This window comes from Nocardiopsis akebiae, assembly GCF_018316795.1.
Lineage (GTDB): Bacteria > Actinomycetota > Actinomycetes > Streptosporangiales > Streptosporangiaceae > Nocardiopsis > Nocardiopsis dassonvillei.
The window spans coordinates 3,986,790-4,012,340 of sequence record NZ_CP074132.1; the positions used below are offsets into that span (position 1 = coordinate 3,986,790).

General features: G+C 73.9%; 19 protein-coding genes. 8 read left to right on the forward strand and 11 right to left on the reverse strand.

Annotation, left to right across the window (positions count from 1 at the left end):
* The first annotated feature begins 115 nt into the window (after window positions 1-115).
* Window positions 116-661 (forward strand): G/U mismatch-specific DNA glycosylase, encoded by a 546-nt coding sequence (gene mug, locus KGD83_RS17045; protein WP_212644470.1) that lies wholly within the window; start codon window positions 116-118, stop codon window positions 659-661.
* Between the two features lie 111 nt (window positions 662-772).
* Here the strand turns inward: mug and KGD83_RS17050 are convergent, their stop codons facing one another.
* Entirely contained in the window at window positions 773-1,309 is a 537-nt protein-coding gene (locus KGD83_RS17050) for a hypothetical protein (protein ID WP_212640140.1), read from the reverse strand.
* A 165-nt stretch (window positions 1,310-1,474) separates the two neighbouring features.
* Between KGD83_RS17050 and KGD83_RS17055 the strand changes: the two genes are divergently transcribed.
* The 3 genes from KGD83_RS17055 to KGD83_RS17065 are packed head-to-tail and all read left to right on the forward strand — an operon-like array spanning window position 1,475 to window position 4,321.
* A complete protein-coding gene (locus KGD83_RS17055; protein ID WP_212640141.1) occupies window positions 1,475-2,533 on the forward strand; it encodes a CPBP family intramembrane glutamic endopeptidase in 1,059 nt (352 codons plus the stop codon).
* A gap of 16 nt (window positions 2,534-2,549) precedes the next feature.
* A complete protein-coding gene (locus KGD83_RS17060) occupies window positions 2,550-3,719 on the forward strand; it encodes a sensor histidine kinase (RefSeq protein WP_212640142.1) in 1,170 nt (389 codons plus the stop codon).
* Window positions 3,716-4,321, forward strand: coding sequence for a response regulator transcription factor (locus KGD83_RS17065; protein ID WP_212640143.1), 606 nt, complete (start codon window positions 3,716-3,718; stop codon window positions 4,319-4,321). Before KGD83_RS17060 ends, KGD83_RS17065 begins: the two co-directional genes overlap by 4 nt.
* A 136-nt stretch (window positions 4,322-4,457) precedes the next feature.
* On the opposite strand, the gene KGD83_RS17070 is transcribed toward KGD83_RS17065, so the two are convergent.
* Entirely contained in the window at window positions 4,458-5,603 is a 1,146-nt protein-coding gene (locus tag KGD83_RS17070) for a UDP-N-acetylglucosamine--N-acetylmuramyl-(pentapeptide) pyrophosphoryl-undecaprenol N-acetylglucosamine transferase (RefSeq protein WP_394358119.1), read from the reverse strand.
* Window positions 5,604-6,394: 791 nt separating this feature from the next.
* Between KGD83_RS17070 and KGD83_RS17075 the strand changes: the two genes are divergently transcribed.
* Entirely contained in the window at window positions 6,395-9,577 is a 3,183-nt protein-coding gene (locus KGD83_RS17075) for an AfsR/SARP family transcriptional regulator (protein WP_212640145.1), read from the forward strand.
* Window positions 9,578-10,175: 598 nt separating this feature from the next.
* Window positions 10,176-12,302, forward strand: a complete 2,127-nt coding sequence (locus KGD83_RS17080) for an AAA family ATPase (protein ID WP_212640146.1) — start codon at window positions 10,176-10,178, stop codon at window positions 12,300-12,302.
* Between the two features lie 5 nt (window positions 12,303-12,307).
* On the opposite strand, the gene KGD83_RS17085 is transcribed toward KGD83_RS17080, so the two are convergent.
* From KGD83_RS17085 to KGD83_RS17100, 4 genes are all read right to left on the reverse strand, one after another.
* Window positions 12,308-12,967, reverse strand: a complete 660-nt coding sequence (locus KGD83_RS17085) for a hypothetical protein (protein WP_249351911.1) — start codon at window positions 12,965-12,967, stop codon at window positions 12,308-12,310.
* On the reverse strand, window positions 12,964-14,199 hold the full coding sequence (locus KGD83_RS17090) for a hypothetical protein (protein WP_212640147.1): 1,236 nt from the start codon (window positions 14,197-14,199) through the stop codon (window positions 12,964-12,966). Before KGD83_RS17090 ends, KGD83_RS17085 begins: the two co-directional genes overlap by 4 nt.
* A gap of 233 nt (window positions 14,200-14,432) precedes the next feature.
* Window positions 14,433-14,933: a substrate-binding domain-containing protein gene (locus tag KGD83_RS17095; protein ID WP_249351912.1), complete on the reverse strand. Its 501-nt coding sequence runs from the start codon at window positions 14,931-14,933 to the stop codon at window positions 14,433-14,435.
* Window positions 14,934-15,408: 475 nt separating this feature from the next.
* Window positions 15,409-17,763 carry an AbfB domain-containing protein gene (locus KGD83_RS17100; protein ID WP_212640148.1) on the reverse strand — a complete coding sequence of 785 codons (2,355 nt, stop codon included), beginning with the start codon at window positions 17,761-17,763 and terminating at the stop codon, window positions 15,409-15,411.
* 322 nt (window positions 17,764-18,085) lie between these two features.
* On the opposite strand from KGD83_RS17100, the gene KGD83_RS17105 reads away from it, so the two are divergent.
* Complete coding sequence (locus KGD83_RS17105) at window positions 18,086-19,105, forward strand: LacI family DNA-binding transcriptional regulator (protein WP_212640149.1); 1,020 nt, start codon at window positions 18,086-18,088, stop codon at window positions 19,103-19,105.
* 595 nt (window positions 19,106-19,700) lie between these two features.
* Window positions 19,701-20,087: a pyridoxamine 5'-phosphate oxidase family protein gene (locus KGD83_RS17110; RefSeq protein ID WP_019607553.1), complete on the forward strand. Its 387-nt coding sequence runs from the start codon at window positions 19,701-19,703 to the stop codon at window positions 20,085-20,087.
* Window positions 20,088-20,098: 11 nt separating this feature from the next.
* Here the strand turns inward: KGD83_RS17110 and KGD83_RS17115 are convergent, their stop codons facing one another.
* The 5 genes from KGD83_RS17115 to KGD83_RS17135 all read right to left on the reverse strand — a co-directional run bounded on the left by KGD83_RS17115 (window position 20,099) and on the right by KGD83_RS17135 (window position 25,530).
* Window positions 20,099-20,677, reverse strand: coding sequence for a DapH/DapD/GlmU-related protein (locus KGD83_RS17115; protein WP_212640150.1), 579 nt, complete (start codon window positions 20,675-20,677; stop codon window positions 20,099-20,101).
* A gap of 93 nt (window positions 20,678-20,770) precedes the next feature.
* Complete coding sequence (locus KGD83_RS17120; protein ID WP_212640151.1) at window positions 20,771-22,147, reverse strand: UDP-N-acetylmuramoyl-tripeptide--D-alanyl-D-alanine ligase; 1,377 nt, start codon at window positions 22,145-22,147, stop codon at window positions 20,771-20,773.
* A gap of 240 nt (window positions 22,148-22,387) precedes the next feature.
* Window positions 22,388-23,224 carry a S1 family peptidase gene (locus tag KGD83_RS17125; protein ID WP_212640152.1) on the reverse strand — a complete coding sequence of 279 codons (837 nt, stop codon included), beginning with the start codon at window positions 23,222-23,224 and terminating at the stop codon, window positions 22,388-22,390.
* A gap of 339 nt (window positions 23,225-23,563) precedes the next feature.
* Window positions 23,564-24,817: an MFS transporter gene (locus KGD83_RS17130; RefSeq protein ID WP_212640153.1), complete on the reverse strand. Its 1,254-nt coding sequence runs from the start codon at window positions 24,815-24,817 to the stop codon at window positions 23,564-23,566.
* Window positions 24,814-25,530 carry a GntR family transcriptional regulator gene (locus KGD83_RS17135; protein ID WP_212640154.1) on the reverse strand — a complete coding sequence of 239 codons (717 nt, stop codon included), beginning with the start codon at window positions 25,528-25,530 and terminating at the stop codon, window positions 24,814-24,816. The genes KGD83_RS17130 and KGD83_RS17135 overlap by 4 nt, the downstream gene beginning before the upstream one ends.
* Window positions 25,531-25,551: the final 21 nt, after the last annotated feature.

Sequence of the window (25,551 nt, forward strand, 5' to 3'; positions counted from 1 at the left end):
GTGGCACATGGACTCCGCGAGCGGACGGGCAGAGGGCGTGTCGAAGGGCGGTGCGGAGCGCCAGCGCGCACGCTCCGCACCGGCCGGGCGCAGGTCCGGCCCGAGCAAGGCGGAGCTGGAGGCGGCCCGGAACAGGCTGGTCCCGGACGTGATCGCCGAGGACCTGAGCGTGCTCTTCTGCGGGATCAACCCCGGTCTGACCTCGGGCGCGGTCGGGCACCACTTCGCCAAGCCGGGTACGCGCTTCTGGCCCTCGCTGCACGGGTCCGGCTTCACCCCGCGCCAGCTCAGGCCGGACGAGGAGGACGAACTGCTGTCCCTGGGCCTGGGGATCACCAACGTCGTCGAACGGACCACGGCCCAGGCGGACGAGCTGGACCGGGAGGAGTACGTGGAGGGCGGGCGCAGGCTGCGGGGGAAGGTCCTGCGGTGGCGGCCCCGGTGGCTGGCCGTCCTGGGCGTGACCGCCTACCGGGAGGCCTTCGCCGAACGCCGCGCGGCGGTGGGCCCCCAGGACGCGGAGATCGGCGGCGCCCGGGTGTGGCTGCTGCCCAACCCCAGCGGCCGCAACGCGCACTGGCAGCTGGGGCCGCTCATCGGGGAGTTCGCGCGCCTGCGGCGCGCCGCCGGACTGCCGGACCGGTCCGCCGGGACGTCCTGACCCGGCAGCGTTCCGACCCGCCGAAGCGCCCCACCACGTCGGAGGGCGCACCGACCGGCGTCCTCCGCTCCCGGCCGTGCCGGGGCCCGCGCCCGAGGGCGTCCGGCCCGCTCAGCGCGGGGACAGTCCGCGTTCGGCCAGGGCCTCGCGCAGGATCCGCACCGCCTTGGGCCCGACCCCGTGCAGTGCGCCCAGTTCGGCCTCGGTGAGCGCGGCGACACGTTCCAGGGTGGTCAGCCCCTCCTCCGCGAGCGCCCTGGTCGCCGGTGCGCCGATGGCCCGGGGAAGGTCCCCCACCTCACCCGGTACCGCCGACGCGGCGGCCTCGGCGGCCTCGGCCAGCCGCCGGGGAGCGCGGGACAGCCAGGCGCGCCGGACCAGGGCGTTGAGTTCCTTGCCGTTCACGTCGGCCAGGGGCACGCAGAAGCCGACGGGCGTGCCCGCACGCTCCCACCGCTCCCCCGTCGGGTGCGCGGAGAGCGCGGCCTCGACCTCGGCGTCCGGGAGGTGGAGCAGCACCCGGCCGTCCCCGGTCGCCGAGGCGAAGTCCCCGCCCCGCACCGAGAACGCGACCGTGCCGAAGCGGGTGTCCTCCTCGGCCTCCGGAAGGGCGAGCGCGGCCTCGCGCAGCTGGGACAGAGTGGTCATGGGGCCGATGCTAGACGTCCCCGCCGACATACGGCCGGTGCGCGCCCGGGCGGCGCGAGCCCCGTCGGCGCATGACAGATGTCATGCCCGGCCCGTGCGGAACGCAGGGGGAACCCGTGACCCGCGGCACCCTGCGGCGATCACGCTCCGTACTAGCGTCGAACCATGCACAGCGACGACAGCTCCTCGCCCCGCGTGCCCCTCCCCCAGACGGAGGCCCCCTTCTCCGCGGCCTCAGGTGCGGGCGGGGCGCAGGATCCCACGCGCACGCCCTCCGGCCCGGCCGCGCCGCACCCGCGCCGCGGCGGCCCGCGACCCGTCCCGCCGGGCGTGGAGTACCACCGGGTACTCGCCGGGGACAAACCCCGGATCGGACGGGGGGTCCTCGCGATCACGCTCCTGGTTGTGGGGATGTTCGCCTTCGGCGTCGCCGTCGCAGCGGCCGCCGCCTTCGTCGACAGCCTGATGGGCAGGACCAACCCGACCTTCGGCGGCACCGACTACACGCCGCTCTTCCACGCCGCCAACCTGTTCTCGATCGCCCTGCTCATCCCGTGGAGCATGTTCCTGCAACGGTGGCTCTACGGGGTGAAGGGCGCCTCGCTGCACTCGGTGCTGTCGAGCTTCCGGTTCGACCTGCTCGGCCGGGCACTCCTGTTCACGGGCCCCCTCTGGCTGGCCGTCTCGATCGCCCTGTTCGTCCTCAAGCCCCAGGAGCAGGTCCCCTGGTCGCCCGTCAGCCTGCTCAGCATGTTCGCCCTCACCCTCGTTCTGACGCCCCTGCAGGGGGCCGGTGAGGAGTACGGCTACCGCGGACTCGTCTTCCGGGTCGCCGGGAGCTGGAGCCGGGGACCGCGCACGGCGCTGGTCGTCGCCGTCCTGGTCTCCAGCCTGGTGTTCGCCGTGGTCCACCTCTCCGGTGACCTGTGGCACAACGTCCTGTTCTTCGTGATCGGCGCCAGCATGGCCCTCGTCACCTGGCGCACCGGGGGGATCGAGGTATCGATCGTCTGGCACGCCCTGAACAACACGCTCTCCTTCCTCATCTACATCCTCCTGCACGCCGACCTGAACGCCGCGCTGGAACGGTCGGCGGGTACGGGGACGATCATCCTGGGCATCCCCTGCGTCGCCCTCGTCGTGATCACGGCGGTGGTGTGGTGGCGCACCCGCAAGACGGGACCCGCACTGACCCCTTCCAGTCCGCAGCCGACGCGGACCTGACGCGACAATGACGTCCATGAGCAATCCGCCGCTGGTCGGCGCACGCAGGTTCGAGACCTACGTGCGCTGGTCCACCTACATCGCCGTCTCGCTTCCGTCCGGCACCCTCCTCAGGAGCGCGGTGGATGTCGACCGGCTCACCGGAGCGCCCCTGGCCAGCCTGGTCACGGCGGGTGGGCTGTGCCTGGTCCTGGTCCTCGGGAACATCCTCGTCACCAGGTGGAGCATCGACGTCGTCGTCGGCCGCGCGCGGCGGCTCCCCCTCACGGGCGTCATCGCGTGGGCGCTGGTCCTGGCGGCCTTCGTCGCGCTGACCCTGACGATCCCCCTGCCCGCGATGGGCATGACGGTCGCGGCGGCGATCGGTTCGGCCGCCGCGAGCTTCGCCCCCGTCCTGCACTCGCGCAGGGTGCTGCTGCTCAACGCGGTGGTGCTGGTGCTGATCGCCGCGCTCGTGGGAGTCGCCGACATCACGCTCCTGCTGGTCGCGGCGGTCATGGTCAGCGCCGCCCTGTGGCTGTGCTGGTCCAGCGCGTGGATGCTGCGGGTGCTGCGCGAACTCCAGTCCGCGCACGAGGACCGCGCGGCGCTCGCCCTGGCCAACGAACGCCTGCGCATCTCCCGCGACCTGCACGACGTGTTCGGCCGCACCCTGGCCGCCATCGCGGTCAAGAGCTCACTGGCCTCCGAACTCGTCCAGCGCGGCCACGGCGAACGGGCCGCGACGGAGATCTCCGCGATCCGCGGGCTGGCCGAGGAGGCGGGCACAGAGGTCCGCCGCATCGTACGCGGTGAGCTGCGCACGACCTGGGAGGACGAGGTGTCGGGCGCCCGTTCGCTGCTCAGGTCCGCGGGCATCCGCTGCACGGTGACCGGCGACCCCGTCCCCCAGCGGTGCGCGGAGCCCCTGGCGTGGGTCGTGCGCGAGGGCGTCACCAACCTGCTGCGCCACGCCTCGGCCACCCAGGTCACCATCGCCACCGCGAACGAGGGCGGGGAGGTGCACCTGACCATCGCCAACGACGGAGCAGGTCCCCCGAGGTCCGCGCGGGACGGCGGGGGCACCGGGCTGCGCGCGATGTCCGAGCGCCTGCACGCGCTCGGCGGACACGTCACGGTGCACCGTGACGGAGACTGGTTCCTGCTCGACGCCGCGCTCCCGCTTCCGAAGGACGCCCCCAGATGACACGCATCCTCGTCGCCGACGACGAACACCTCATCCGCGACGCCATCGCCGGACTGCTCGACCTGGAGGAGGACTTCGAGGTCGTCGCCCAGGCGGCCTCCGGCGACGAGGCGCTGGCCATGGCACTCAAGCTCCGACCCGACGTGGCACTGCTCGACCTGCAGCTGCCCGGACCCGACGGCATCGAGATCGCCCGCAGGCTCGCCGCCGAGCTGCCCGGGTGCCGGTGCGTCATCGTCACGTCCCACGGCCGTCCCGGCTACCTGAAGTCGGCGCTCGCGGCGGGTGTGAGCGGTTTCCTGCCCAAGACCGTGTCCTCGCGCACCTTCGCCGAGGTCGTGCGCAAGGTCGCGGCCGGGGGCCGCTACGTCGATCCCGAACTCGCGGCCGAGGCGATCAGCGCGGGCGACTCCCCGCTCAGCCCGCGCGAGGCCGACGTGCTGGCCCTGGCCCGCGACGGCGCGCCCGTGGAGGAGATCGCCCGGCGCGTCTCGCTCTCCCGGGGGACGGTGCGCAACTACCTCGCGGCCGCCGTCGCCAAGCTCGACGCCGCCAACCGGCACGAGGCCGCGCACATCGCCGCCGAACACGGCTGGATCTGAACGGAACGGTTCACCGCGCCCGCCCGCGGGCGGGCCGACGATCCGCCCGTCGGGGACTCGGTTGCCGCGACCCGCGTGCGGGCCGCGACGGGACCGGAGCCGGAGCACGCCGACCCGGCGGCGCCCTCCGCGCCCGCTAACCCCGGGCAGCGGCGAGCAGGACGTCCACCAGCCGGTCGGCGGCGTCGGGACGCCCGTGCTCGCGGGCCCGCTCCGCGATCCGCTCGCGCCGCCGCGGGTCGGCCAGCAGCGGCTCCACCGCCGCCTGGAGCCCCTGGGCGTCGACCCGGTCCAGCAGGGCCACCGCAGCGCCCGACTCCTGGAGGTGGCGGGCGTTGTGGCGCTGCTCGTCGCCCGCCGACGACGCCAGCGGAACGAACACGGCGGCCTTGCCCAGCGCGGTCAGCTCCGCGATCGTCCCCGCGCCGCTGCGGGAGACCACCAAGTCGGCCAGCGCCAGCACGTCGGGGAGTTCGGGGCCGACGAAGTCGGTCAGGTGGTACCGCTCGGCGAGGCCGGGCGGGAGCTGGGCCGCGCTGCGGCGGGCCTCCTCCAGGTTCGCCGGACCGCACTGGTGCACGACGTTGGCGCGCGCGAGCAGCCAGGGCAGGATGTCGCGGACCATGCCGTTGATCTGCACGGCCCCCTGCGCCCCGCCCGTGACGTAGACGGTGGGCAGCGAGGAGTCGTAGCCGGTGAACCCGAGTTCCTTGGGCGCCCGGTCGGCCTGCCCGGTCAGCACCTCGGGGCGCACCGGGTTGCCGGTGATGACCGCGTTGTCGCGCGCGGAGTCGGGCAGCAGCTCGGTCGTGGACGGGGAGGACACCGCCACACGGGCCGCGACGCGGGCGAGGACCTTGTTGGCCAGGCCCAGCCGGACCGTCTGCTCGTGCACCACCAGGGGGCGGCGGCACATCTTCGCGGCCAGGCCCACGGGCACGGCAACGTAGCCGCCGGTGGCCAGCACCACGTCGGGGGCGAAGTCCGAGACCAGCGCGCGGGCCTGCGCGACGCCCCGGGGGACGTTGCTCATGTCCTTGATGTTGGCCCGGGAGGCGAGTTTGAGGGGATTCTTCGAGCGCCGGATCTTGCCGGTCGCGACCGGCTCGAAGGCGATCCCGTTGGCCGCGGCCACCCGGGACTCCAGGCTGTCCGCCGTGCCCACCCACAGCACGCTCAGGGCGACCCCGGACGCCGCCAGCCGGTCACGCAGGGCGCGGACGGCGGTGAGGGCCGGGTAGGTGTGTCCGCCTGTTCCCCCTCCGGTCACGATCAGGCGCATGTCCCGTGCAGGGGGGTTGCCGCTGTTCACCAGTTCCTCCCGGAGGATGCCCCGGAACGGGGCCGCAAGAAGCTACCGACAAAGAAAAGGGCCACACGGAGCGGCGCGGCGCTCGTCCTGTGCCCAACAGCACCGTAGCCGCCGCCGGACCCGCCCCGGTACACCCCCCGCTCCAGCCGGAGTGGGGACTGCCACACCGGCCCCCGAGCGGGCGCGCCGGACCGGCGGGGCGCGGCCGCGGTCGGCCCACCGCGCCGTTCTCCGTGCGCGGAGGGGAGAACGGCACCCGTGGGGCGAGGCGACGCGGGGAGGGCGGAGGACGTGTCAGGCCGTGTCATCAGCCCTCCGGGAAACACCGGTGCGGCACGACCGCGCCGCACGGGAAAGGCGGGACCGGTGGAACCGGGCGGGCGATCGGCGCCTCGGTGGAGCGCGCGCCGCGGGCACGCGTCCGGCCGTCCCCGGTTCGCGTCACCGCCGTGCACGCGAACCCCGGAAAAGCAGCCTCGCGATGCGGCTCCGCAGCGCACGGCGGACCACCGGCAGCACGCTCACCAGCACGCATACCGGAGGAGGGAACAGGAAAACCCACCGCCATCCGGGCACACAGAAACCACACAGACCACCTCAGACAACATTCGATATTACCAAAAAGTACTTTCACCAGAAAATGCACGTGCAGAATATCGAGCACCATTACAAAGGGGCCGAAAGAAGTTTCAAAAATCCCAGCGGGGCACACATATAAGCGAGAGCGATAAACGGGGGCACTTCCCAACAAGGATCCGCCGGTGAGACTCTGCGTTCTGGGTTCCATCCATCTGAGCAGCGAAGGACGCCAGGTCACCCCGACCACCGGCAAGGAGCGCGCGCTCCTTGCCGCCCTGGCGCTGACCAGCCCGGCACGGCTGCCCCTTCGGGAATTGGCCGACCGGCTCTGGAACGGCTCTCCCCCGGAGGGCTACCGCAGCACACTGCACACCTACGTCACCCGCCTGCGGGGCAAGTTGGAGTCGGCGGGGCTGGACCGCACCGTCCTCACCCACACCGCCGAGGGCTACCTGCTGCGCCTCCCCGCACAGGCGCTGGACTGGGAGCGCTTCCGGAGCCTGCGCTCACGCGCCCGCGCCCTGCACCAGGCGGGCCGGTCCGCCGAGGCGCGCACGGCCCTGGAGGAGGCGCTGGCGCTGTGGAAGGGGCCGCCCCTGGCGGGCGTGGGCGGACGCTGGGTCGAGCAGTTGCGTGTGGCCATGGAACGCTCCCACCAGGACGCACTGGCGGTGTGGGCCTCGCTGGCCATCGCCGAGGGCGACCACGCGGAGGCGGTGGAGGTCCTGGGTTCGGCTCTGGTCGCCTACCCCGTCAACGAGTCCCTGCACGGCCACCTCCTGCACGGGCTGCACGCCCTGGGCCGGACCGCCGACGCCCTCGCGGCCTACCAGCGGCTGCGGGAGCGGCTGTCGGAGGAGCTGGGCGTGGACCCCTCACCCGCACTGCGGCGTCGGTTCGAACTGCTGCTGCGGGCCACCGCCGGTCCGGCGGGGGGTAGTGGCTCGGACGGGGACGGTGGGCCGGACGGGGACGGTGGGCCGCAGGCCCCGCCGCCCACGGCCGGGGGGCCGCGCACGATCGTGGACAACCTGGCGCGCGCCCCCCGGCGCTTCCGGGGACGCACCGCGCAGACGCGCCTGCTCTGCTCGCGGCTGCGGGAGACGGAGTCCGGGTTCGCGCACCTGTGGGTCGTCTGCGGGATGGCGGGGGTGGGCAAGAGCCAGTTGAGCCTGCACGTGGCCCACCGCGTCAAGGACCTCTACCCCGACGCGCGCCTGTCGGTGGACCTGCGCGGGCACGACGAGCGGGCCGCTCCGCTGAGCGCGGAGGAGGCGCTCACCGAACTCATGCGCCTGCTGCGCGTGCCGGTGCCGCCCACCGTGCTGAGCCTGGCCGAACGCGTCGCGCTGTGGCGCGAGCACACGCGGTCGATGCGCCTTCTGCTCCTCCTGGAGGACGCCGCCAGCGCCGAACAGGTCCTTCCCCTGCTCCCCAGCGGAACCCGGTGCGCCGTGGTGATCACCAGCCGCCTCTTCCTCCCGGAGGTGGAGGGCGCCGACCACCTGCCGCTCGGGCTCCCCTCCGACGACGAGTGCGCCGAGATGTTCACCGGCGCCCTCGACCGGCCGTGGGGCGAGGAGGAGGCCGACACCCTCGCCGAGATCATCGAACGGTGCGACAGGCTGCCGATAGCCGTCGGGCTGGTGGCCAACCTGGCCCAGTTCCATCCGTCGTGGTCGCCGCACGACCTGCTGCACCGGCTGCCCTCGCCCTCCCAACCGGGGTTGAACGCCTTCCGGGTGGGGGGCCGGGACCTCTCACGCATCTTCGACGTGTCCGTGGACGCCATGGCCCCGGAGGCCCGTGACGCCTTCCTCCTGCTGGGTCTGCACCCCACCCGCGGTATGGACGGGCGGGTGGCGGCGGCGCTGGTCGGCCCCGACGAGCACGCTTCACGGCAGGCCCTCGTGGACCTGGTCAGCGCCCACCTGCTGGACGAGCCCGAACCCGACCGCTTCGAGATGCACGCGCTGCTCCAGGTCCACGCACGCCACCGCGCGCGCGACGGTCTGTCCCCGGAACGGGCCCAAGCGGCCAGGCAGAGGATGCACGCTGCCTACCTGTCGCTGACGAGCCGGGCCGACCACGCCCTGCACCCGCACCGGCCGGGACGCGACGACCACGAGCCGCTTCCCATCGGGGAGCGATGGCCGGAGGAGAGGGCCATGGCTTGGTTCCGGCGCGAACTGGCGACCGTGCTCACCATGCTGTCGGAGGCGGACCGGCACGGCGCGGGCCGCACCGCCCTGCGGCTGGCGCGGGTGCTGTGCGACCACATGGACGCGCACGGTCCCTGGTCCGAGGCGGTCACCCTGCACACCGCCATGGTGGAGTGGGCGAGCGAGCGGGGGGAGGACCGCGAGCGGGCCAGGGCCCACTTCGACCTGGCCCGCGCCCTTCTGCGCGTGGGAGAGCTGGAACGCGCCGGGGAGCACAGCCGTTCGGCCCATGAGCGGTGGTCTGAGGCGGGGGACGTCCTGGGACAGGCGTGGGCCGTGGCCCAGCGGGCGATGATCTCCTTTGTAGGCAACGACTACGCCGGAGGTCGGGCCCTGGTCGAACGGGCACTGGAGACGTTCGAGGAGCGCGGACACCGCCCCGGCATAGTGTTCTGCCTGCGTGTGCGCGGACTGTGCCACCTTTCGATAAGCGCTTCCCACGAGGCGATCGCCGACCTCAGCGACGCCGCCGCGGTACTGGAACGCTCGCGGGACCCGCAGTTGCTCATGGAGGTGCGGATCAACCTGGCGGGTGCCTTCCAGCAACTGGGGTACCACCGTCAGGCCTGGGCGCTGTGCGAGATGGTCCTGACCACGGCCCGCCAACGCCGCGACAGGCGCAAGGAGGCGTTCGCACTGACGAACATGGGCGAGCTGTCCCTCCAGAGAGGGCGACCGGAGCAAGCCGTGCCGTGCCTCCGGAAAGCCCTGGAAATCCTCGAGACCTTCCGCGACCCGTGGACGACGGGCACGGTCCTGACGACCCTGGGGACCGCCCAAACCGCCACGGGACAGCTGGCTGAGGCCCGGTCCTACTTCCGCCGCGGCCTGGCCATGGGCGAGTTCCTCAATCCCCTGGCGGCCGTTGACAGCATGTTGGGGCTGGCCCGCATCGAAGCAACGGACGGAGACAGCGGTCTCGTGGGCACGTACCTGCGGAAGGCGGCCGCAACGGCCGAGCAACACGGTCTGCGCAAGGAACGAGCGGAGGCTCTACGTGCCCTGGGCCAGCACCTGAGCTCGCACGGCGAAGTGCGCGAAGGACGCACGAGCCTGATCCGGTCCGAGGCGATCTTCACCGAACTCGGTTCACCCGAGGCACAGGTCGTGCGGTCACTGCTTGACACCTTACCGAAGCGATAAAAACAGGCTTCTACCTGGCCCAAATCCCAGGGTGCAATCGGTACACTTAGCCAGGCTGACACCAGCCTGGAGTCATGTGAGTGACATGTGCTCTTTGCGGTAAAAGACGGGACGCCCCAGTAGCACCTGGGGCGTCCCTCTTTTCATCGCGCCACGACCGACCCCTGACACTGCTTCGAGCGCGACGCAGGGGCCCGACGCGAAAGATGGCGATGAAGGTAATAAGCGTACTCCTCCTGGGTTCCCTCCTTGCCGTGGCTCCGCACACCTGGGCTTACATTTGGGAGGCCCCGCTTGCCCCAATGGTGGTGCTTGGCTGACCTTTGGGCCAGCTTGAGCGGTAGGGCCTGACGCTGTTGGCGTTGGGCCCTTTTCCTTTTTCTGGACCGCGTTTCGACTGACCACACACCCGCATCCTTCGAGGCACCGAGCATGCGCACGTGCAAATGCACGGCTACAATCGGACCCCGAGCACACGACGGTTTCGAGGAGCCACTTGTCAGGGAAAATAAATCAGCGCCAAAAAATAATTACCTGAACTCGGCCTGCACCCTGAGCCCCTTACACACCATTTGTCACAGGTGTTTTAGGAGACCACGTGGACTCCCCCGGTCACACCTCCCCGACCCCCGACCCGAGCACCCGGACCAACACCGTGCGCGGCGACATCAGCGGAACCGCCGTCCAGGTCGGCTCGATCCACGGGGACGTGAACCTGCACCTGGCACCCGAGGCCGACCGCGTCCCCCGCCAACTCCCCGCCGCGCCCGCCGTCTTCGTGGACCGGCCCCGCCCGATGCGGGCGCTGGAGGCGGCCGTGTCGCGCGCCCACGCCCGTGGCCGCCACGCCCTGGTGGTGATCACGGGTTCGGCGGGGGTGGGCAAGTCCGCCCTGGCGGCGGAGTTCCTGCGCGCGCACCCGGAACTGGGCGGCGGCGGGCAGCTGTTCGTGGACCTGCACGGCTTCTCGCCCGGACCGCCCGCCGATCCCCACGACGTGCTGGACGTGCTGCTCCGCGCCGTGGGCGTGCAGATCGGGACGGCACCTGCGGACCTCGCCACACGCGCGGCCTGGTGGAGGTCGGCCACCGCGCACGCGCCCGTCGCGCTGTTGTTGGACGACGCCCTGTCCGCGGCCCAGGTCCGCACCCTGCTGCCCGGAGGAGACCGCGGCACGGTCGTGGTCACCACGCGCCTGCGGCTGGCCGGGCTGCGCCTGGACGGCGGACAGTTCGTCGACCTGCCGCCGATGACGGGGGCCGAGGGCGTGGCCCTGCTCTCGGAGCTCAGCGGCCGCTCCCCCGCCGGAGAGGCCGACCGGGAGGCCATGCACGGCGTCGTCTCCCTGTGTTCGGCGCTGCCGGTGGCCGTGTGCACGGTCGCCGTCGACCACGGCAGCCGCAGCCGGACCTGGCGGGACACCGAGCGGCGCCTGCGCTCCGCTCCCCGTCGGCTCGACCACCTGGACACCGCGAGCAGGGAAATGGGTATGGACGTGTCCGTGCGCAACGCCTTCGATCTGTCCTACGCCTCCCTGTCGGACTTTCCCGCCCTGCTCTACCGGCGTCTGGCCTGGCACCCGGGCCCCGACGTCACCGGTGAGCTGGCCGCCCGCCTCACCGGCCGCCCGGTGGCCGAGTGCGAGGCGGGGCTGGCCGCCCTGACCCGCCACCACCTGCTGACCGAGCACAGCGCCGAGCGCTTCGCCTTCCACGACCTGCTGCGCCTGCACGCCGCGGAGAAGGCGGAGGCCGAGGAGGAGTCCGGCGCCCGCCGCCGGTCGCTGACGCGGCTGGTGTCCGGGTACGCCGACCTGGCGGTGTCGGCCGACGCCGTGCTGCGGCCCTACGCGGGCAACCGGGCGGTGCCGGGCTCCCCCTTCACCGACGCAGCGCAGGCCACGGCCTGGCTCGACCGGGAGCGCGACAACCTCGCCGCCCTGGCCGAACTGGCGCCGGAGCTGGGAGCGCACGAGCACGTGCCGCGCCTGCTGGACGGCCTGTGGTCGCTGTTCCTGCACCACGGCCAGGCGCGGTTGTGGCTGCGCGCCGCCGCGCCCGTGCTCGGGGAGCCCTCGGCCGGACTGGAGGAGACGACGGTCGCGCGGCTGCTGAACAACCGCGCGCTCGTGCACAGCCACCTCTCCCGTGTCGAGGAGGCGATGGCCGACCTGGACGCCGCCGAACGGGTCTGGCGGCGCCACCGGGACCTGGAACGCCTGGCCCAGACCCAGCAGCGCCGGGGCACCGTGGCCTTCCAGAACAACCTCCCCGGACAGGCCGCCGACCACCTCGCCCGGGCGGTGACGACGGACGAGCGGACCGGGGTCGCACACAACCTGGCCATCAGCCTGTTCATGCTCGGCCGGGCCCGCCACGCCCTCGGGGAGTTCGACCCGGCCCGCCTGGCCCTGGAGCGCGCCCTCCCCCTCCTGGACGGGGACGCCTACAACCAGGCCCGGACCCGGATCGTCCTGGGCACCGTCCTCGCGGCCATGGAGGAGTTCGCCCCAGCCTCGGAGGAACTGGAGCGGGCGCTGGAGGTGATGCGCGAGCGCGGCTCGGCCTCCGGCCAGGTCAAGGCACTGGAGGCGATCGGGGAACTCGCCGAACGCCGAGGGGAGCCCGGCCGGGCCCGCGAGGCCTACGAGGGGGCGGTGGGGCTGCTGCCGCCCACGGACCCGGCCAGACTGCGTGTGGAGGGACGCCTGGAGGCGTTGGGATGACCCCGTCACCGGGGTTCGGCGCGCACGTACACCTCGTGGACGGGCGGCCGTCCCGGGACCGGGGCGCGTTCCGGAGCCGGGCCGCCGTCCGCGCCGGTCCCGGGCCGTGAGGGCAGGGGCGGGTTCCGCGCGGATCTGAGCACGGTGCCGGGCAGCGCCGTCAGGTCGCGACCGCCGACCAGCCACGCGTACACCAGGGCCGCGGCCGCGGCCGTCCCCCACAGGTGCTCGCCGCGCTCGGCCCGTCCGGCGCGGGCGAGCGGCGTGACCAGGACGAGCCCCCACGGGGTGGTCAGGACGCCCCGGCCGTCGGGACCGTGCACGGCGGCCAGGAGGCAGCCCGGGTGGGCGCGCAGCAGCGCGCGCCCCGCCTCCTCCGGGGAGGGGGCCGCGTGCCCGCAGCCGCACAGGAGGACGTCGGCGATGTCCGACCGGTCGGCCGGGCGGCACGGGTCCGCGACGAGGGGGGTGTCCGGCCCGGCGGCGAGGCGCCCCCGGAGCGGGTCGGGGGCGCCCGGCACCACGAGGACGTACTCCCGGGCCGGAGCGTAGGCCCCCGTTCCCAAGGGAGGGCGTCCCCGGGACGGGTCGGCGGTGAACGCGTGCTCCCCGGACTCGGCGGCGCCCCTCGGCCCGCCCCGTGCCGGGGAGGCCTCCGGGGTCACGCCGCCCACCCGCGCATGTCCCAGCCCAGCGGGCGCAGCGGGCGCGCGGCGGGCAGGATGTCGGGTTCGTCCAATCCCAGGACCTCGTAGAGCACCGTGCGCGTGCGCTGGGCGAAGCGGCCGGGGTGGGAGGTGATCCGCGCGGCCACGGCGCGCAGCGCCTCCCGCTCGGCCTCCCCCACGGAGCCCAGGGCGCGGCCCACGAGCGGGGCCTCCCCGCGCACGGCCGGAAGGGTGCGCAGGACCTGCCCCATGGGCGAGGCCGTGTCCACGTCCGCCCGCCCGTCGTCGGCCACCAGCACCGGCCGTCCGGTCAGGGTGGCGTAGACGGTGGTGGAGCCGTGGTCCCCCACCACCGCGTCGGCGGCGGCCAGGGCGCTGGCCCATTCGGCGTCGACCGGCACCACCTCCAGCCCCTGGGCGATGAGCGGGCCCAGCCACTGGTGCACCTGCCAGTCGCCGTGGGCGGCCCACACGTTCGGGTGCACGAGCAGACCGACCCGGCAGGCCGCGGAGACCGCGTCCACGACCAGGCGTTCGAGCAGGGGCCGCCGCGACCCCAGCAGCGACGAGCGCCCCCAGGTGGAGGCCGCCACCACCCACACGTCGTCGGGGCCCAGCCCGAGCTGGGACCGGCACCACGGGCGCCGCTCCAAGGAGGCCAGGATCCGGTCCGCGGCGGCGTCCCCCACGACACGGGCGCCGCCGACCGCCTCGGGGCACGCGGAGGCCAGGCGCAGGGCCTCGTCGTCGTGGGCGAGCGCGATCCGCTCCGCGACCAGGCGGCCGTCCCGGACCAGGCCCTCGCGTCCCAGGCCGTAGGTGGTGCGGCCGAGCGCGCCCCGTCCGCCCGGGTGGGCGGGGGTGAGCTTGTTGAAGCCCACGCCGTGCGCGAACAGCACCACGGGCGCGTGGACCCGGTCCAGGACGCGGCTGGCGCTGGCCGCCAGGGCCAGGTCGAAGCGGGTGTTGACAGCCTGCTGCCAGGGCACCGCCACGACCCCGGCCCGCGCCAGCCAGGCGGCGAGCCCGGCCCCGAACACCTGGTCGGGCGCGGCCGTGAAGACCACCTGCACGCGCGGGTCGGAGGCCACGGTCGCCACCGGGTCCATCAGCCGCTGCGCGTCGGCGACCGTGCACGCCACGGCCAGCACGCGGCGGCACCCGTCCCAGGTGGTCCACCGCCCCGCGTCCATCCCGATCGGCGCGCGCGCCCATTCCGAGTTCCCCATCCGAAGCTCCCTCCCAGCTGTTCCGCACGGGTGCGGCCGTCACCGTGAGGATGGGAGGGCGGACTCGACACACCGCTGGACGGCCCGCTGGACGGCCTCGGACGCGGTACTGGACCGCGGGCGCGACCCGGGTCACTCCCGCTGGTGCCTCCCGCTGAGGTGGTTCTGCGCCAGCACCACCACGACCGGGAACGCCCCGCTGACCACCTGCTGGTAGGCGGAGGACAGGCCGCTCACGGCGTTGACGGTGTTCTGGATGACGGCGAGCAGCAGCACGCCCGCGGGCGAGCCGGAGACGAACCCCGGTCGGCGGCGCGGCGGCCCTGCTCGACGAAGTCCGAGCCGATGAAGGTGGCGTAGTCCTGGCAGGGATCGCCGTTGATCTGGCGGTCGATGGTGATGATGGGAATCTGTTCGCGCTGGGCCTCGGCGAGTACCGGCTCCCACCCGTCGGAGTTGAGCGGGGCGATGACGAGCAGCTCCGCGCTCTGGGAGATCAGGCCCTGCACGTCGCTGATCTGCTGGGCGAAGTCGGACTGGGCGTTGGCGGTGAGCAGTTCGACGCCGCGTTCCTCGGCCTCGGCCTCGATGGAGGCCGTCTCGGTGATGCGGAACGGGTTGGACTCGGCCTCGGACTGGGAGGAGCACACCGTCGTGTCGGCGAGGTCGAACTCCTCGCCGCCGTACTGGCCGACGGTGCGGGTCTCCGCGCTCCCGGCCGCGTCGTCGAGCACCTGCGCCTGGGCGGAGGGGTCGCCGGAGGACTGCGCGGACCCGGCCGCCTCGTCTTCTCCGCGCGCGCAGGAGGTGGCCGCCAGGGTCAGCGCGGCTCAGGCGAGCGCGCTGAGGACCAGTACCGGTCCGCGCGGGGGGTTCGCGGCCCGGTCGAAGGGTGGTGCCGTCATGTGCAGTCTCCACCTGGGAAGGAGCGCCCGCGCGGGTCGCCGTCGAGCGGTGTCGGTCGTGTGGTCACGCGGGGTCGCGCACGGAGGGGGCGGCGGGGCCGTGGGAGCACGGCCCCGCCGGGTGGCCCGGTGTCGGCGGTGCGCGGGGCGGCGCCGACACCGGCCCCCGGTCGTGGTCGGTGGTCCGTCAGTGGTCGGCAAGCGCCGTGCGCGCCCGGTGTGAGCGCTGCGCGAGCCGGGTGTGCGTGCCGCGGCGGCGCCGTGTGGGCGCTCTGTCAGCCGCCGGTCAGCGGCGGGGCCGCGCTCACGGCGCCGCCCAGGGGTCCTCCACCGCCCAGCTGGCGTCCTCGAAGAACAGGTGGGATGTCTCGTAGGGCTCGGGGCCGCCCATTCCGGCCAGCCACAGCTCGGAGTCGTGGTGGCGCAGGTACTGGTCGGGGAAGTTGTAGGAGCGCAGCGACACCCCGGTCCCGGACAGCCCGGGAACGGCGCACCAGGTGGCGTCCCGGCGGAACAGCTCCGAGCCGTCGGGGGCCTCGCGGTACACGCGGGACTCGCGGTGGCGCAGGTACTCGCCGGGATGGTTGCGCGACTCCAGCGAGTAGCAGGACTCGTCGGCAAGACCCGCGACGATCCGCCAGGTGGCGTCCTGTTTGAGCAGGTCGGAGCTGTAGCCGTCGACGGGCTCGGTGAAGCCCAGCGCGTCCTGGTGGCGGACGTAGCGGTCGGTGTGGCCGGGGGTGGTGACCCGCAGCGACCGGTAGTCGTCCTCTGGCAGGTCGACCGTGCCGCCGATCGGGCGGCCCGCGATCAGGTCCTCGTGCGCGGCCCTGACCTGGTCCGCGTCGACCTTCAGCTCCTGGCGGTCGTAGGTCCACAGGCCGTTCAGCTCGTTCTCGACGTCGGTGATCTCGGTGTAGATGGAGGCCGAGAGCCCGTTGGTGCGCTCCAACCGCTGCACGCCCGCCATCAGGCCGACGTAGCGGTGGGTCAGCGCCTCGCCGTCGGAGACCATCGCGTAGCCGAAGCCGTCGCCGGGGCTCCACTCGTGGCCCTGGACCCGCAGCCCCAGACCGCCGAACTCGCCGAGCACCGAGATCCGCTCGTCGGTGGCCGGGGTCGGATCGCCGGGCCCCACGTAGACGTGGGAGTCGATGACGTCGCCGTTGCCGGTGTCGTACCAGCCCGATGCGCCGGTGACCAGCCGCGAGGGGTCCATGGCGGCGACCTCGTCGGCGATGCGGGCCCCGTCGTACTGGCCCCAGCCCTCGTTGAAGGGGATCCACTGGGTGATGGAGGAGAAGCTGCGGTGCTGGTCGACCATCTCACGCAGTTCGGTCTCGAACTGCTCCTGCGCGGCCTGGTCCGGGGCGTGCGCCATGGAGGGCATGTCCTGCCAGACGATCAGGCCCATGCGGTCGGCCCAGTGGTACCAGCGGTCGGGTTCGACCTTGACGTGCTTGCGGATGGTGTTGTAGCCGAGGTCCAGGTGCGCCTGGATGTCGAACCTCAGCGCCTCGTCGGTGGGGGCGGTGGAGACGCCGTCGGGCCAGTAGCCCTGGTCGAGGGTGCCCACCTGGAAGACGTACTCGCCGTTGAGCACGGGGCGCAGCACCCCGTCGACCTCCTCGGTGCCGATGGAGCGCATGCCCGCGTAGCTCTCCACGCGGTCGTGCACCCGCCCGCCGCGTTCCAGGGTGACCTCCACGTCGTAGAGGAAGGGGTCGTCGGGCGACCACAGCCTGGGGTCGGGGACGGGGACGGCGATCTCGGTCCCGGGCGCGCCGGTGGCGGTGCCGACCACGGTGTCGCCGTCCAGGACGGTGACCCTGGCGGTGGCCCCCCGGGCGCGTTCGGCGTGCACGACGGCCTCGAGTGTCTCGCCGGGCAGGTCCGGGGTGAGGTCGACCCGGGTGGTGTGCGCGGGCGCGACCGGTTCCAGCCAGACGGTCTGCCAGATGCCGGTGTAGGAGGTGTAGAAGATGCCGCCGGGCTCGTCGCGCTGCTTGCCGACGGGCTGGCCGCCGCCGTCGGTGGGGTCGTGCACGCCTACGACGACCTCGTTGCCGCCCTCGCGCAGGGCGTCGGTGACGTCGAGGGAGAAGCGGTCGTAGCCGCCGGAGTGCTCCCCGACCTCGGTGCCGTTGACCCAGACGCGGGCCCGCCAGTCGACGGCGTCGAAGTTGAGGACGACCCGGCGCCCGTCCCAGGAGTCGGGGACGGTGAAGGTGCGGCGGTACCACATGCGGTCGTGGTCCTCGGCGATGCCCGAGAGCGCGGACTCCACGGGGTAGGGGACGAGGATCCCGCGGTCCAGCGTCCGGCCGAAGGGCGGGGCCTCGCCCTCCCGGGCGGGGGCCCACTCCCACAGTCCGTTGAGGTTGAGCCAGTCCTCGCGCACCATCTGCGGGCGCGGGTACTCGGGCAGGGCGTTGTCCGGGGAGACCTCGTCGGTCCAGGGAGTGGTCATCGGCGGCTCGACGGGCGCCCAGTCGTCGGCCGCCGCGGGGCTCACGGCGGTGAAGGGCAGGAGCAGGAGCGAGGCCAGGGCCGCCCGGAGGAGCGCGGCGGCGCGGGGGCGGCCGTGCCCGGCGGGGCGGTCGGCGGAGGGGGTGCGGGGAGTCGGTCCGGCGGGGGGTTCGGAGGAGCGGCGTCTCATGGGGGCCTCCGGAGGGGGGAGATCCGATCCGCACGCGGCCACGGGACGTGGCGGCCCGGGGAAAGAGACCGTGTGCGGCGTCGTCGTGTTCTTTACAACGTGAGAAAACCGGTTTCCACATGATGAGAGCACAGTCACATCGGCCTGTCCAGACCCGGAAAGTCATCTGGGAAAACCCTGACCAGAAAGGCTCTGGAGCGCACGAACGGGAGATCCGCTGGGCAGGAGCGTTGCACGGGGAGCCGTCCTGTGCTGTATAACGATAGAAAAATCGCCCGAAAACGCACGGGTTCACGTGTGCGCCATGTGCGGAGGAGGCGCTGTGGCCATCAGCCTGAAGGACGTCGCGGAGCGCGCGGGCGTCTCGGTCAAGACGGTGTCCAACGTGGTCAACGGCTACCGCCACGTCACACCCGCCACCCGCCAGCGCGTGCAGCAGGTCATCGACGAACTCGGCTACCGGCCCAACCTGACCGCGCGCCACCTTCGCAAGGGCCGCACCGGCATCATCGCGCTGGCCCTGCCCGAACTGGGCAACCCCTACTTCGCCGAACTCGCCGACGCCGTGATCAACTACGCCGCCGGGCTCGACCGCATCGTCCTGCTCGACCACACCTACGGCCGCAGGGACCAGGAGGTGCTGTTCGCGCAGGGTTTGCGCGCCCGGCTGATCGACGGGCTGATCCTGAGCCCGATCGAACTGGAGAACGAGGACCTGCTCGCGCGCGAGCACGACGCCCCCCTGGTGCTGCTGGGCGAGCGCGAGTACGACGCGCCCTACGACCACGTCGCCATCGACAACGTGGCCGCCGCCCGCACCGCCACCCGGCACCTGCTCGACCTGGGCCGCCGCCGCATCGCCTTCATCGGCGCCCGCCACGACCGCTCGCGCCAGCCCGCCCACCTGCGCCTGCGCGGATGGCGCGAGACCGTGACCGCGGCGGGTGCGGCGGCGGACGACGCGCTGGTGGCCACCACCGACGGCTACACCCGCCGGGACGGCGCCCAGGCGATGGCCCGCCTCCTGGACTCGGGGGCCGCTCCCGACGCCGTCTTCTGCTACAACGACCTCATCGCGATCGGCGCCATGCGCACGCTCACCGAGCGCGGCCTGCGGGTGCCCGGGGACGTCGCGGTCGTGGGCTTCGACGACATAGAGGACGGCCGCTACTGCACGGCCACCCTCACCACCATCGCGCCGCACAAGCAGGCCATCGCGCGGGCCGCGGTGGACGCGCTGCTGGCCCGGCTGGAGGGCGGCGCGCAGGGCGCGGCCGAGTCGCGGCGCGTGCGTCCGGGGTTCGCGCTGGTGCCCAGGGAGAGTACGCTCGGGCGGCCGTGAAGCCGCTACGAGGAGGCCCCGCCACGACCCCGCCGGTCCCGGACTGCCGACCTCCTGGTTCGACCCGTCCTGCCCGCTGAGCTGGGCCACCGCGCGCTGGCTGCGCGGGGGCGCCCGGGAGCGCGGTGGCCAGGTAGCGGGGGACTCCGGCGGCGCGTGGGCGCCGACGCCGACGAAGGTGCGGCCCCGACCGGCCAGCGCGGTGTCGGTGCGACGGGTGGTGACCACGAGGCGGCCCTGGGGTCCCGGGGCGTCGTCGGCGGCGGGGGTGGCGCTGGGCGGCCACAGACCGCTCGCGTGCCGGGGGACGTCGAGGTTGTCGAGCACGACCAGCCAGCGCCGGTCGGTGGTCTGGAGCCGGGCGAGGAACTGGTGGGCCGCCCGTTCGGGGTCCCCGTCCACGTGGCCGGAGGGCGAGGGGCGGGCGGATGCCAGTCCGGATCTTCGGCGGGGACGGCCGCGGTGTCCCCCTCCCCGCGGGCTCGGGCCAGCGGGAACCGGCACCGATGCCGCGGGCGCGCCGGTGGTCCGGCCCCGCTGGAGGGCCGGGGCGGGGCGGTGGGATGCTGGGGGCGGTCGGACCAGGGGGGACAGGATGGACGAGGACGAGTTCACGCGGTTCTGGGCGCAGCGGCGGCTGTGCATGCTGGCGTCGCCGCGCCCGGACGGGTCCATCCACCAGGTACCGGTGGGGGCGACCTACGACGCCGAGGCGCGCCTGGTTCGGGTGATCTCCTCGGGCAGCAGCTACAAGGCGCGCAACCTGGCGGCCCACCCCGGCGCCAGGGTGTCGGTGTCGCAGGTGGAGGGGCGCGCGTGGTGCACGGTGGAGGGCTCCGCGACGGTCTCCGACGACCCCGAGCGGGTGGCGGAGGCGGTGCGCCGCTACGGCGAGCGCTACAAGACCCCGCGGGAGAACCCGGGCCGGGTGGTCATCGAGATCGCCGTGGAGCGGTTCCTGGGCAACGTGCGTCCGGGCTGAGGGGTTCAGCGCTACCAGCGTCGGCGCACCGTGCCCTTGGGTCCGGCAACCAGGCTCGCGGCCGGAACGTCGTCGGCCACGACCGTCCCGGCCGCCACGACGGCGTCTCGGCCGATGCTGACGCCGGGCAGGATCGTCGCACCGGCGCCGATCCACACGTTCTCCGCCACGTCGATGGGCGCGCCGCTGAGGAACCGGCGCCGCTCGCCGGGGTCCACCGGGTGGCCCACCGTGATGAACGTGGCCTTCGGGCCGACCATCACGCCCTCGCCCAGGCGGATGCCCGCGTAGTCGAGGAACGTGCAGCCCTGGTTGACGAAGACGCGCTCGGCCAACTCCAGGCGCAGGCCGTGGTCGGTGTAGAAGGGCGGATAGATCGTCACCCGCGCCGGGAGGGGGCGGCCCAGGATCTGCTCGAACAGCGCCGCCCTCCCCTCCCCGTCGTCGAACGGCAGGACGTTGAGGCGGGAGGTCAGCTCCGTGGCCCGCAGCACCCGCTCGCTCATCGCCCGGAACTCCGCGCCAAGGACGCGTTCACCCCTGGCCTGGAGTTCCGGGTCGTGGATCGGCATGAAGCGGTCGTCGGTCATCGGGTGATTGTGGCGCATCCGCCGACGGGTCGGCGACGGCGGCCACGGGTGACCCGCCGGGCGGGGCGCCCGTGGCCGCCCCGCCCCGGTCGGCTACCGGTCCGCGAGCGCGTCCGCGAGCTCCCCCAGCTTCAGGGAGTTGGCGCCCTTGACGAGCACCACGTCCCCCGCCCGGAGGTCGTACCGCTCCAGCCACTCCCCGGCCTCGGCCCTGTCCGCGACCACCTGACCGCCGGGCCCGTACTCGCCCGCGAGCGCGTGCGCCTCCGCCCGGCCCACCGCGACCAGCACGTCGATGCCCAGCGACGCGGCGAGCGCGCCCACCCTGCGGTGCTCCCGCTCCGAGCTGTCACCGAGTTCGCGCATCTCCCCGAGCAGGGCGATCGTGCGTCCGCCGCTCCCCCTGCCCAGGTGGGCCAGCGCGCGCAGCGCCGCGCTCGTGGAGTCGGTGTTGGCGTTGTAGGCGTCGTTGACCACCGTCACCCCGTCGGAGCGTTCGGTGACGCGCATCCGCCCCTCCGACACCGGCACCGCCGCGGTGAGCGCCCTGCCGATCTGGTCGACGTCCATCCCCGCCGCCCCGGCCACCGCGGCGGCGGCGAGCGCGTTGGGCACCTGGTGCTCCCCCACCACCCGAAGGCGGACCGGGGCCTGCCCGACCGGGGTGTGCAGGGTGAACGAGGCCCTGCCCTGCCCGTCGAGGGAGACGTCGGTGGCGTACACGTCGGCGACGCGCTCCACCCCGAAGGTGACCACCTCGGCCTTGGTGCGCGCGGACATCGCGGCCACCCGCGCGTCGTCGGCGTTGAGCACGGCCACGCCGCCCTCGGCCGCGGAGGGCAGCGCCTCGACCAGTTCGCCCTTGGCCCTCGCGGTCATGTCCGGGCCGCCGAACTCCCCGGCGTGCGCGGTGCCGACGTTGAGCACGGCCCCGATCCGGGGCGGGGTGATGCCGGTGAGGTAGGCGATGTGCCCCTGGCCGCGGGCGCCCATCTCCACCACCAGGTGGCGGGTGTCGGCGGTGGCCTCCAGGGCGGTGAGCGGGAGGCCGATCTCGTTGTTGAACGAACCCTGCGTGAAGACGGTGGCTCCGGCGCGGTCGAGGACCTGGGCGACGAGGTCCTTGGTGGAGGTCTTGCCCGAGGAGCCGGTCACCGCGATCACGTCCAGTTCCGCCAGCGCCTCGACGTGGGCGCGGGCCCAGGCGCCCAGCGCGGCGAGGGGGTCCTCGACCACCACGGCGGGCAGGCCGAGCGGGCGGGCGGCGAGCACCGCGACCGCCCCGTCCTCGACGGCGGACGGGGCGAAGTCGTGTCCGTCGCGGCCCTGTCCGGGCAGTGCGACGAACAGGTCCCCGGGGATCGCCTCGCGGGAGTCGAAGGCGACCCCGGTCACCCGGGTCTCGGGATCGGCGTCGGTGACCCGGCCTCCGGTGGCGGCGGCGATCTGGGCGAGGGACAAGGGCTGCACGTGACCTCCGGGATGCGCTCGGCTTGAGGTTCGACCGTACCGAGGAAGGCCGGGCGACACCGTGATTTCGGGGCAGAACTCGGCAGCCGGTCGGCACGGACCCGGGGCGCGGGGTGCGGCCCGCCGGTCGGTCCCGTGCGCGCCGGTCCGCCTCCGTTCGCGGGAGCGCGCCGCGCACGCGAACGCCCCGCTCCCGCCGCGCGGGCGGGAACGGGGCGCGGCCGGAACCCGGAGGGCGGGCTACCTCCCGACCGTGTCCGCGATCCAGCCGGCGTAGTTCGCCGTTTCGGTGAAGACCCACGGGCCCACGCAGGACACGTTCTCGTCGTAGTCGCCGTCGCGGCTGGTGAGGCCGACCAGCTCCCAGTCGCCCTCCTCGCCGCGGACCATGGGGCTGCCGGAGTCGGCAGAGCAGACCTGCGCTTCCTCGGTGGGGTGTTCGGAGCACAGCTCGCCGTCGATCTCCGCGCAGCGGTCGTCGGGCACGATCCCGGTGTCGAGCTGCTGCAGGAACTCCGGTTTGGGCACCTGGCCGAGGTCGTCGGCCACGCCCCAGCCCAGGGCGCGCACCGCCGCACCCGGTTCCGGCGGGTCCTCGGCGAGGCGGACGGGGGTCTGCTCCACCGGGGAGTCCAGTCTGAGCAGTGAGATGTCCTTGCGCACCAGGAGGAACGAATTGGGGTAGTCGGGATCGTCGCTGACGTCCTCCGCCTCGTAGTCCGGGTGCTGGACCACCTCGACGACCTCGCGTTCGCTGCCGCCCTCCCCCAGGTGGTTGCTGCCCACCCGCACGGAGATGCTCTCCGACCCCCCGAGCAGGTCGAAGTCGGAGCAGTGGGCGGCGGTGAGCACCCACTGCTCGTCGATCAGCGAACCCCCGCAGTAGTGGTGGCCCCCGTCGTCGAACAGCGCGGTCGCGAAGGGGTACTCCTCGGTGGCGTCGACCCCGCCGATGATGGCGGAAGCGGGAGCGGCCAGCGTCAGCGGGCCGAGCAGCGACGCGGCCCCCACCGCCCCCGCGACCGCCACCGTCCGCCTCCGGCTCCGCCCGTTCCGGTCCCCGCTGCTGTCGGTCATGTCCGTCCCGTCCCTTCGGTCGTGCGTGTGACCACTCCACTGCGTGGCGTCACACACGAACCTAAGGGGCCGCCCACGCCGGGGCATCGGCCGCGAGGACCAACCCCTCCCCCGACGAAACGTCGATCGCGGGAGCCGACCGCCTACGAAAGTCGCCCGTCGCGCGGTGCCCTTCGCCGCCGCGCGGACGGCCAGCGGATCGGCTGCCCGCTTCCGGACGGGCCCCAAGCGGCCAGCCCTCGGCCCTCCCGCCGACCGGCGCCGGTCACGTCCGCGCCGTGGGGCGCACCGGCCCCGGCGCTCCGCCCGACCTGGAACGGCGGTTGCGGCGGCCCGCGCCTAGGACCGGCCCGCCGGTTCCCGGACCGGCGAGCCGGCGGAGGCGGCGTCGCGGCCCACGGCGCGCACCCCGGAGGCGACCGCCACCAGGCAGGCCAGGCACACCGCGGCCACCGCGGCCAGCGACACCGTGTAGGGCGCGACGGGCAGCAGCACGGCCAGGAGGGTGGGCAGCAGGAAACCGGTGTAGGCCAGGGAGTAGTAGACCCCGGTCAGACCGGCCAGGTCCCGTGGCGCGGCCACGGCCTGGACGTGCAGCAGCCCCGCCACGACGCAGACGCCGTAGGCCGCGCCCAGGACCACGGCCACCAGCAGCGCCGGGACGGGGTGGGCCAGCAGGGCCGCGACCACGGCCAGGACCATCCCCGCCGACATCAGGGACAGGCCCACCACCAGGGCGCGCCCGCCGGTGCGCCGGTCGATCCAGGGCACGAGGTTCTGCACCGCCGCGCCAGCGCCCAGGGTGAGCACCGTCAGGGCGGTGGCGTACAGCGTGGTCCAGTCCCCCAGCCGGTCCTGGGAGATCGCGGGCATGATCGCGTAGGCCACGCCGGAGGCGGCGAACACCCAGGGGGCGGCCGGGAGCACCAGGCGGGTGAACCGGCGGTGCCCGGCGGACGGGACGCGCAGGTCCCGCCACCACGCCTGGGCGGCGCGCCGTTCCCGGGGCAGCGACTCCGGTGCCGTGGCCGCCACGACCAGGGCCGCGGTGCCGAGTGCCGCGTGCACGAGGTAGGGGGTCAGCGCCGGGGCCGGTCCCCACTGGGCGAGCAGGCCGGTCACCGCGGCACCGACGCCGAAGCCCAGGGTGAGGGTCAGGGAGGGTCGGCGCGCCCCCGCCGTGGCCCCCGCCCGGTGGTCGAAGGGCGGCGCGGACAGCTCCTTCATCCAGCTCGTGCCCACGGACATGGCCACCCCCACCCCGGCTCCGGCCAGGGCCCGGCCCGCGCACAGCAGTCCGAAGAAGGGCAGCCCGGCGGCCAGCAGGGCGCTGCCGAGCAGGGCCAGGACCATCCCGGCCAGGAGCACCGGCCTGCGGCCGTGCCGGTCCGACAGGGCCGAGGCCAGCAGCAGGCCGGGGACGAGACCGGCGACGTACATGCCCAGCAGCAGGTTGGCCTGCCACACGGCGTAGCCGCCCAGATGCTCGTACAGGTGCAGCAGCGGGGTGAAGTGGTTGCCGCCCCAGGCCATGAGGAACACCGCCGGGGCGGTCCTGAGCCAGGGCGCACCCGTACGCGTACGGGTGCTCACGGGCGGTCCCCGTCGGTGAAGTGGCCGTACTCGATGTGTGAGCGCACCAGCGCGGAGAACCCCTCCGCGTCCCCGGCCAGGGCGCGCGCGGTCAGCCCCTCGTGCTCGCGCAGGAAGGTCTCCAGCCGGGGCGGGTTCTCGGTGACGGCGAGGTAGGTCAGCCGGGCCCAGCGCGGCCCGAGGGTGTCGAGCAGCTCGGCCACGACGTGGTTGCCCCCGCTCTGGATGACGCGTGCGTGGAAGGCGTAGTCGGCCCCGGCGAAGTCCAGGACGTCGCGGGACTCCAGCGCGGCGCGCTGGCGGGCCAGGATCGCCTCCAGGTCGGCCGCCAGTCCGGTGGCCGGTCCGTCCTCCCGGCCGGTCGCAGGTCCGCTCCCCCGACCCGGGTCCGCGGCCAGGGTGCGCACGGCCTCGACCTCCAGCATCGCGCGCAGCGCGAGCAGGTCACGGCGCTCGCGCGGGGTGGCCTCGGAGACGATCGCGCCCTTCTTGGGCAGCAGGCGCACCAGTCCCCAGGAGTGGAGGCGGAGCATGGCCTCCCGGGCGGGGGTGCGGCTGGCTCCGTGGGCGGCGGCCAGGTCGGTCTCGGTGAGCAGGGTTCCGGCGGGATGCCGGCGTTCGATGACGGCGCGCGCGGTGTCGGCGGCCAGGCGGTGGCTCAGCGGCGACCGGTCGTCGGGGCGCTCCCAGGGGAGCGCGGGCAGGGCGGACATGACCCCAGGATAGATGATGCA

Excerpts from the sequence above, each read along its gene's own strand:
- KGD83_RS17125 (WP_212640152.1), bottom strand. The coding sequence starts at position 23,224 with ATGACCGACAGCAGCGGGGACCGGAACGGGCGGAGCCGGAGGCGGACG.
- KGD83_RS17090 (WP_212640147.1), bottom strand. The coding sequence starts at position 14,199 with ATGGGGAACTCGGAATGGGCGCGCGCGCCGATCGGGATGGACGCGGGG.
- KGD83_RS17050 (WP_212640140.1), bottom strand. The coding sequence starts at position 1,309 with ATGACCACTCTGTCCCAGCTGCGCGAGGCCGCGCTCGCCCTTCCGGAG.
- KGD83_RS17110 (WP_019607553.1), top strand. The coding sequence starts at position 19,701 with ATGGACGAGGACGAGTTCACGCGGTTCTGGGCGCAGCGGCGGCTGTGC.
- KGD83_RS17100 (WP_212640148.1), bottom strand. The coding sequence starts at position 17,763 with ATGAGACGCCGCTCCTCCGAACCCCCCGCCGGACCGACTCCCCGCACC.
- KGD83_RS17065 (WP_212640143.1), top strand. The coding sequence starts at position 3,716 with ATGACACGCATCCTCGTCGCCGACGACGAACACCTCATCCGCGACGCC.
- KGD83_RS17060 (WP_212640142.1), top strand. The coding sequence starts at position 2,550 with ATGAGCAATCCGCCGCTGGTCGGCGCACGCAGGTTCGAGACCTACGTG.
- KGD83_RS17115 (WP_212640150.1), bottom strand. The coding sequence starts at position 20,677 with ATGACCGACGACCGCTTCATGCCGATCCACGACCCGGAACTCCAGGCC.
- KGD83_RS17135 (WP_212640154.1), bottom strand. The coding sequence starts at position 25,530 with ATGTCCGCCCTGCCCGCGCTCCCCTGGGAGCGCCCCGACGACCGGTCG.
- KGD83_RS17070 (WP_394358119.1), bottom strand. The coding sequence starts at position 5,603 with ATGCGCCTGATCGTGACCGGAGGGGGAACAGGCGGACACACCTACCCG.
- KGD83_RS17055 (WP_212640141.1), top strand. The coding sequence starts at position 1,475 with ATGCACAGCGACGACAGCTCCTCGCCCCGCGTGCCCCTCCCCCAGACG.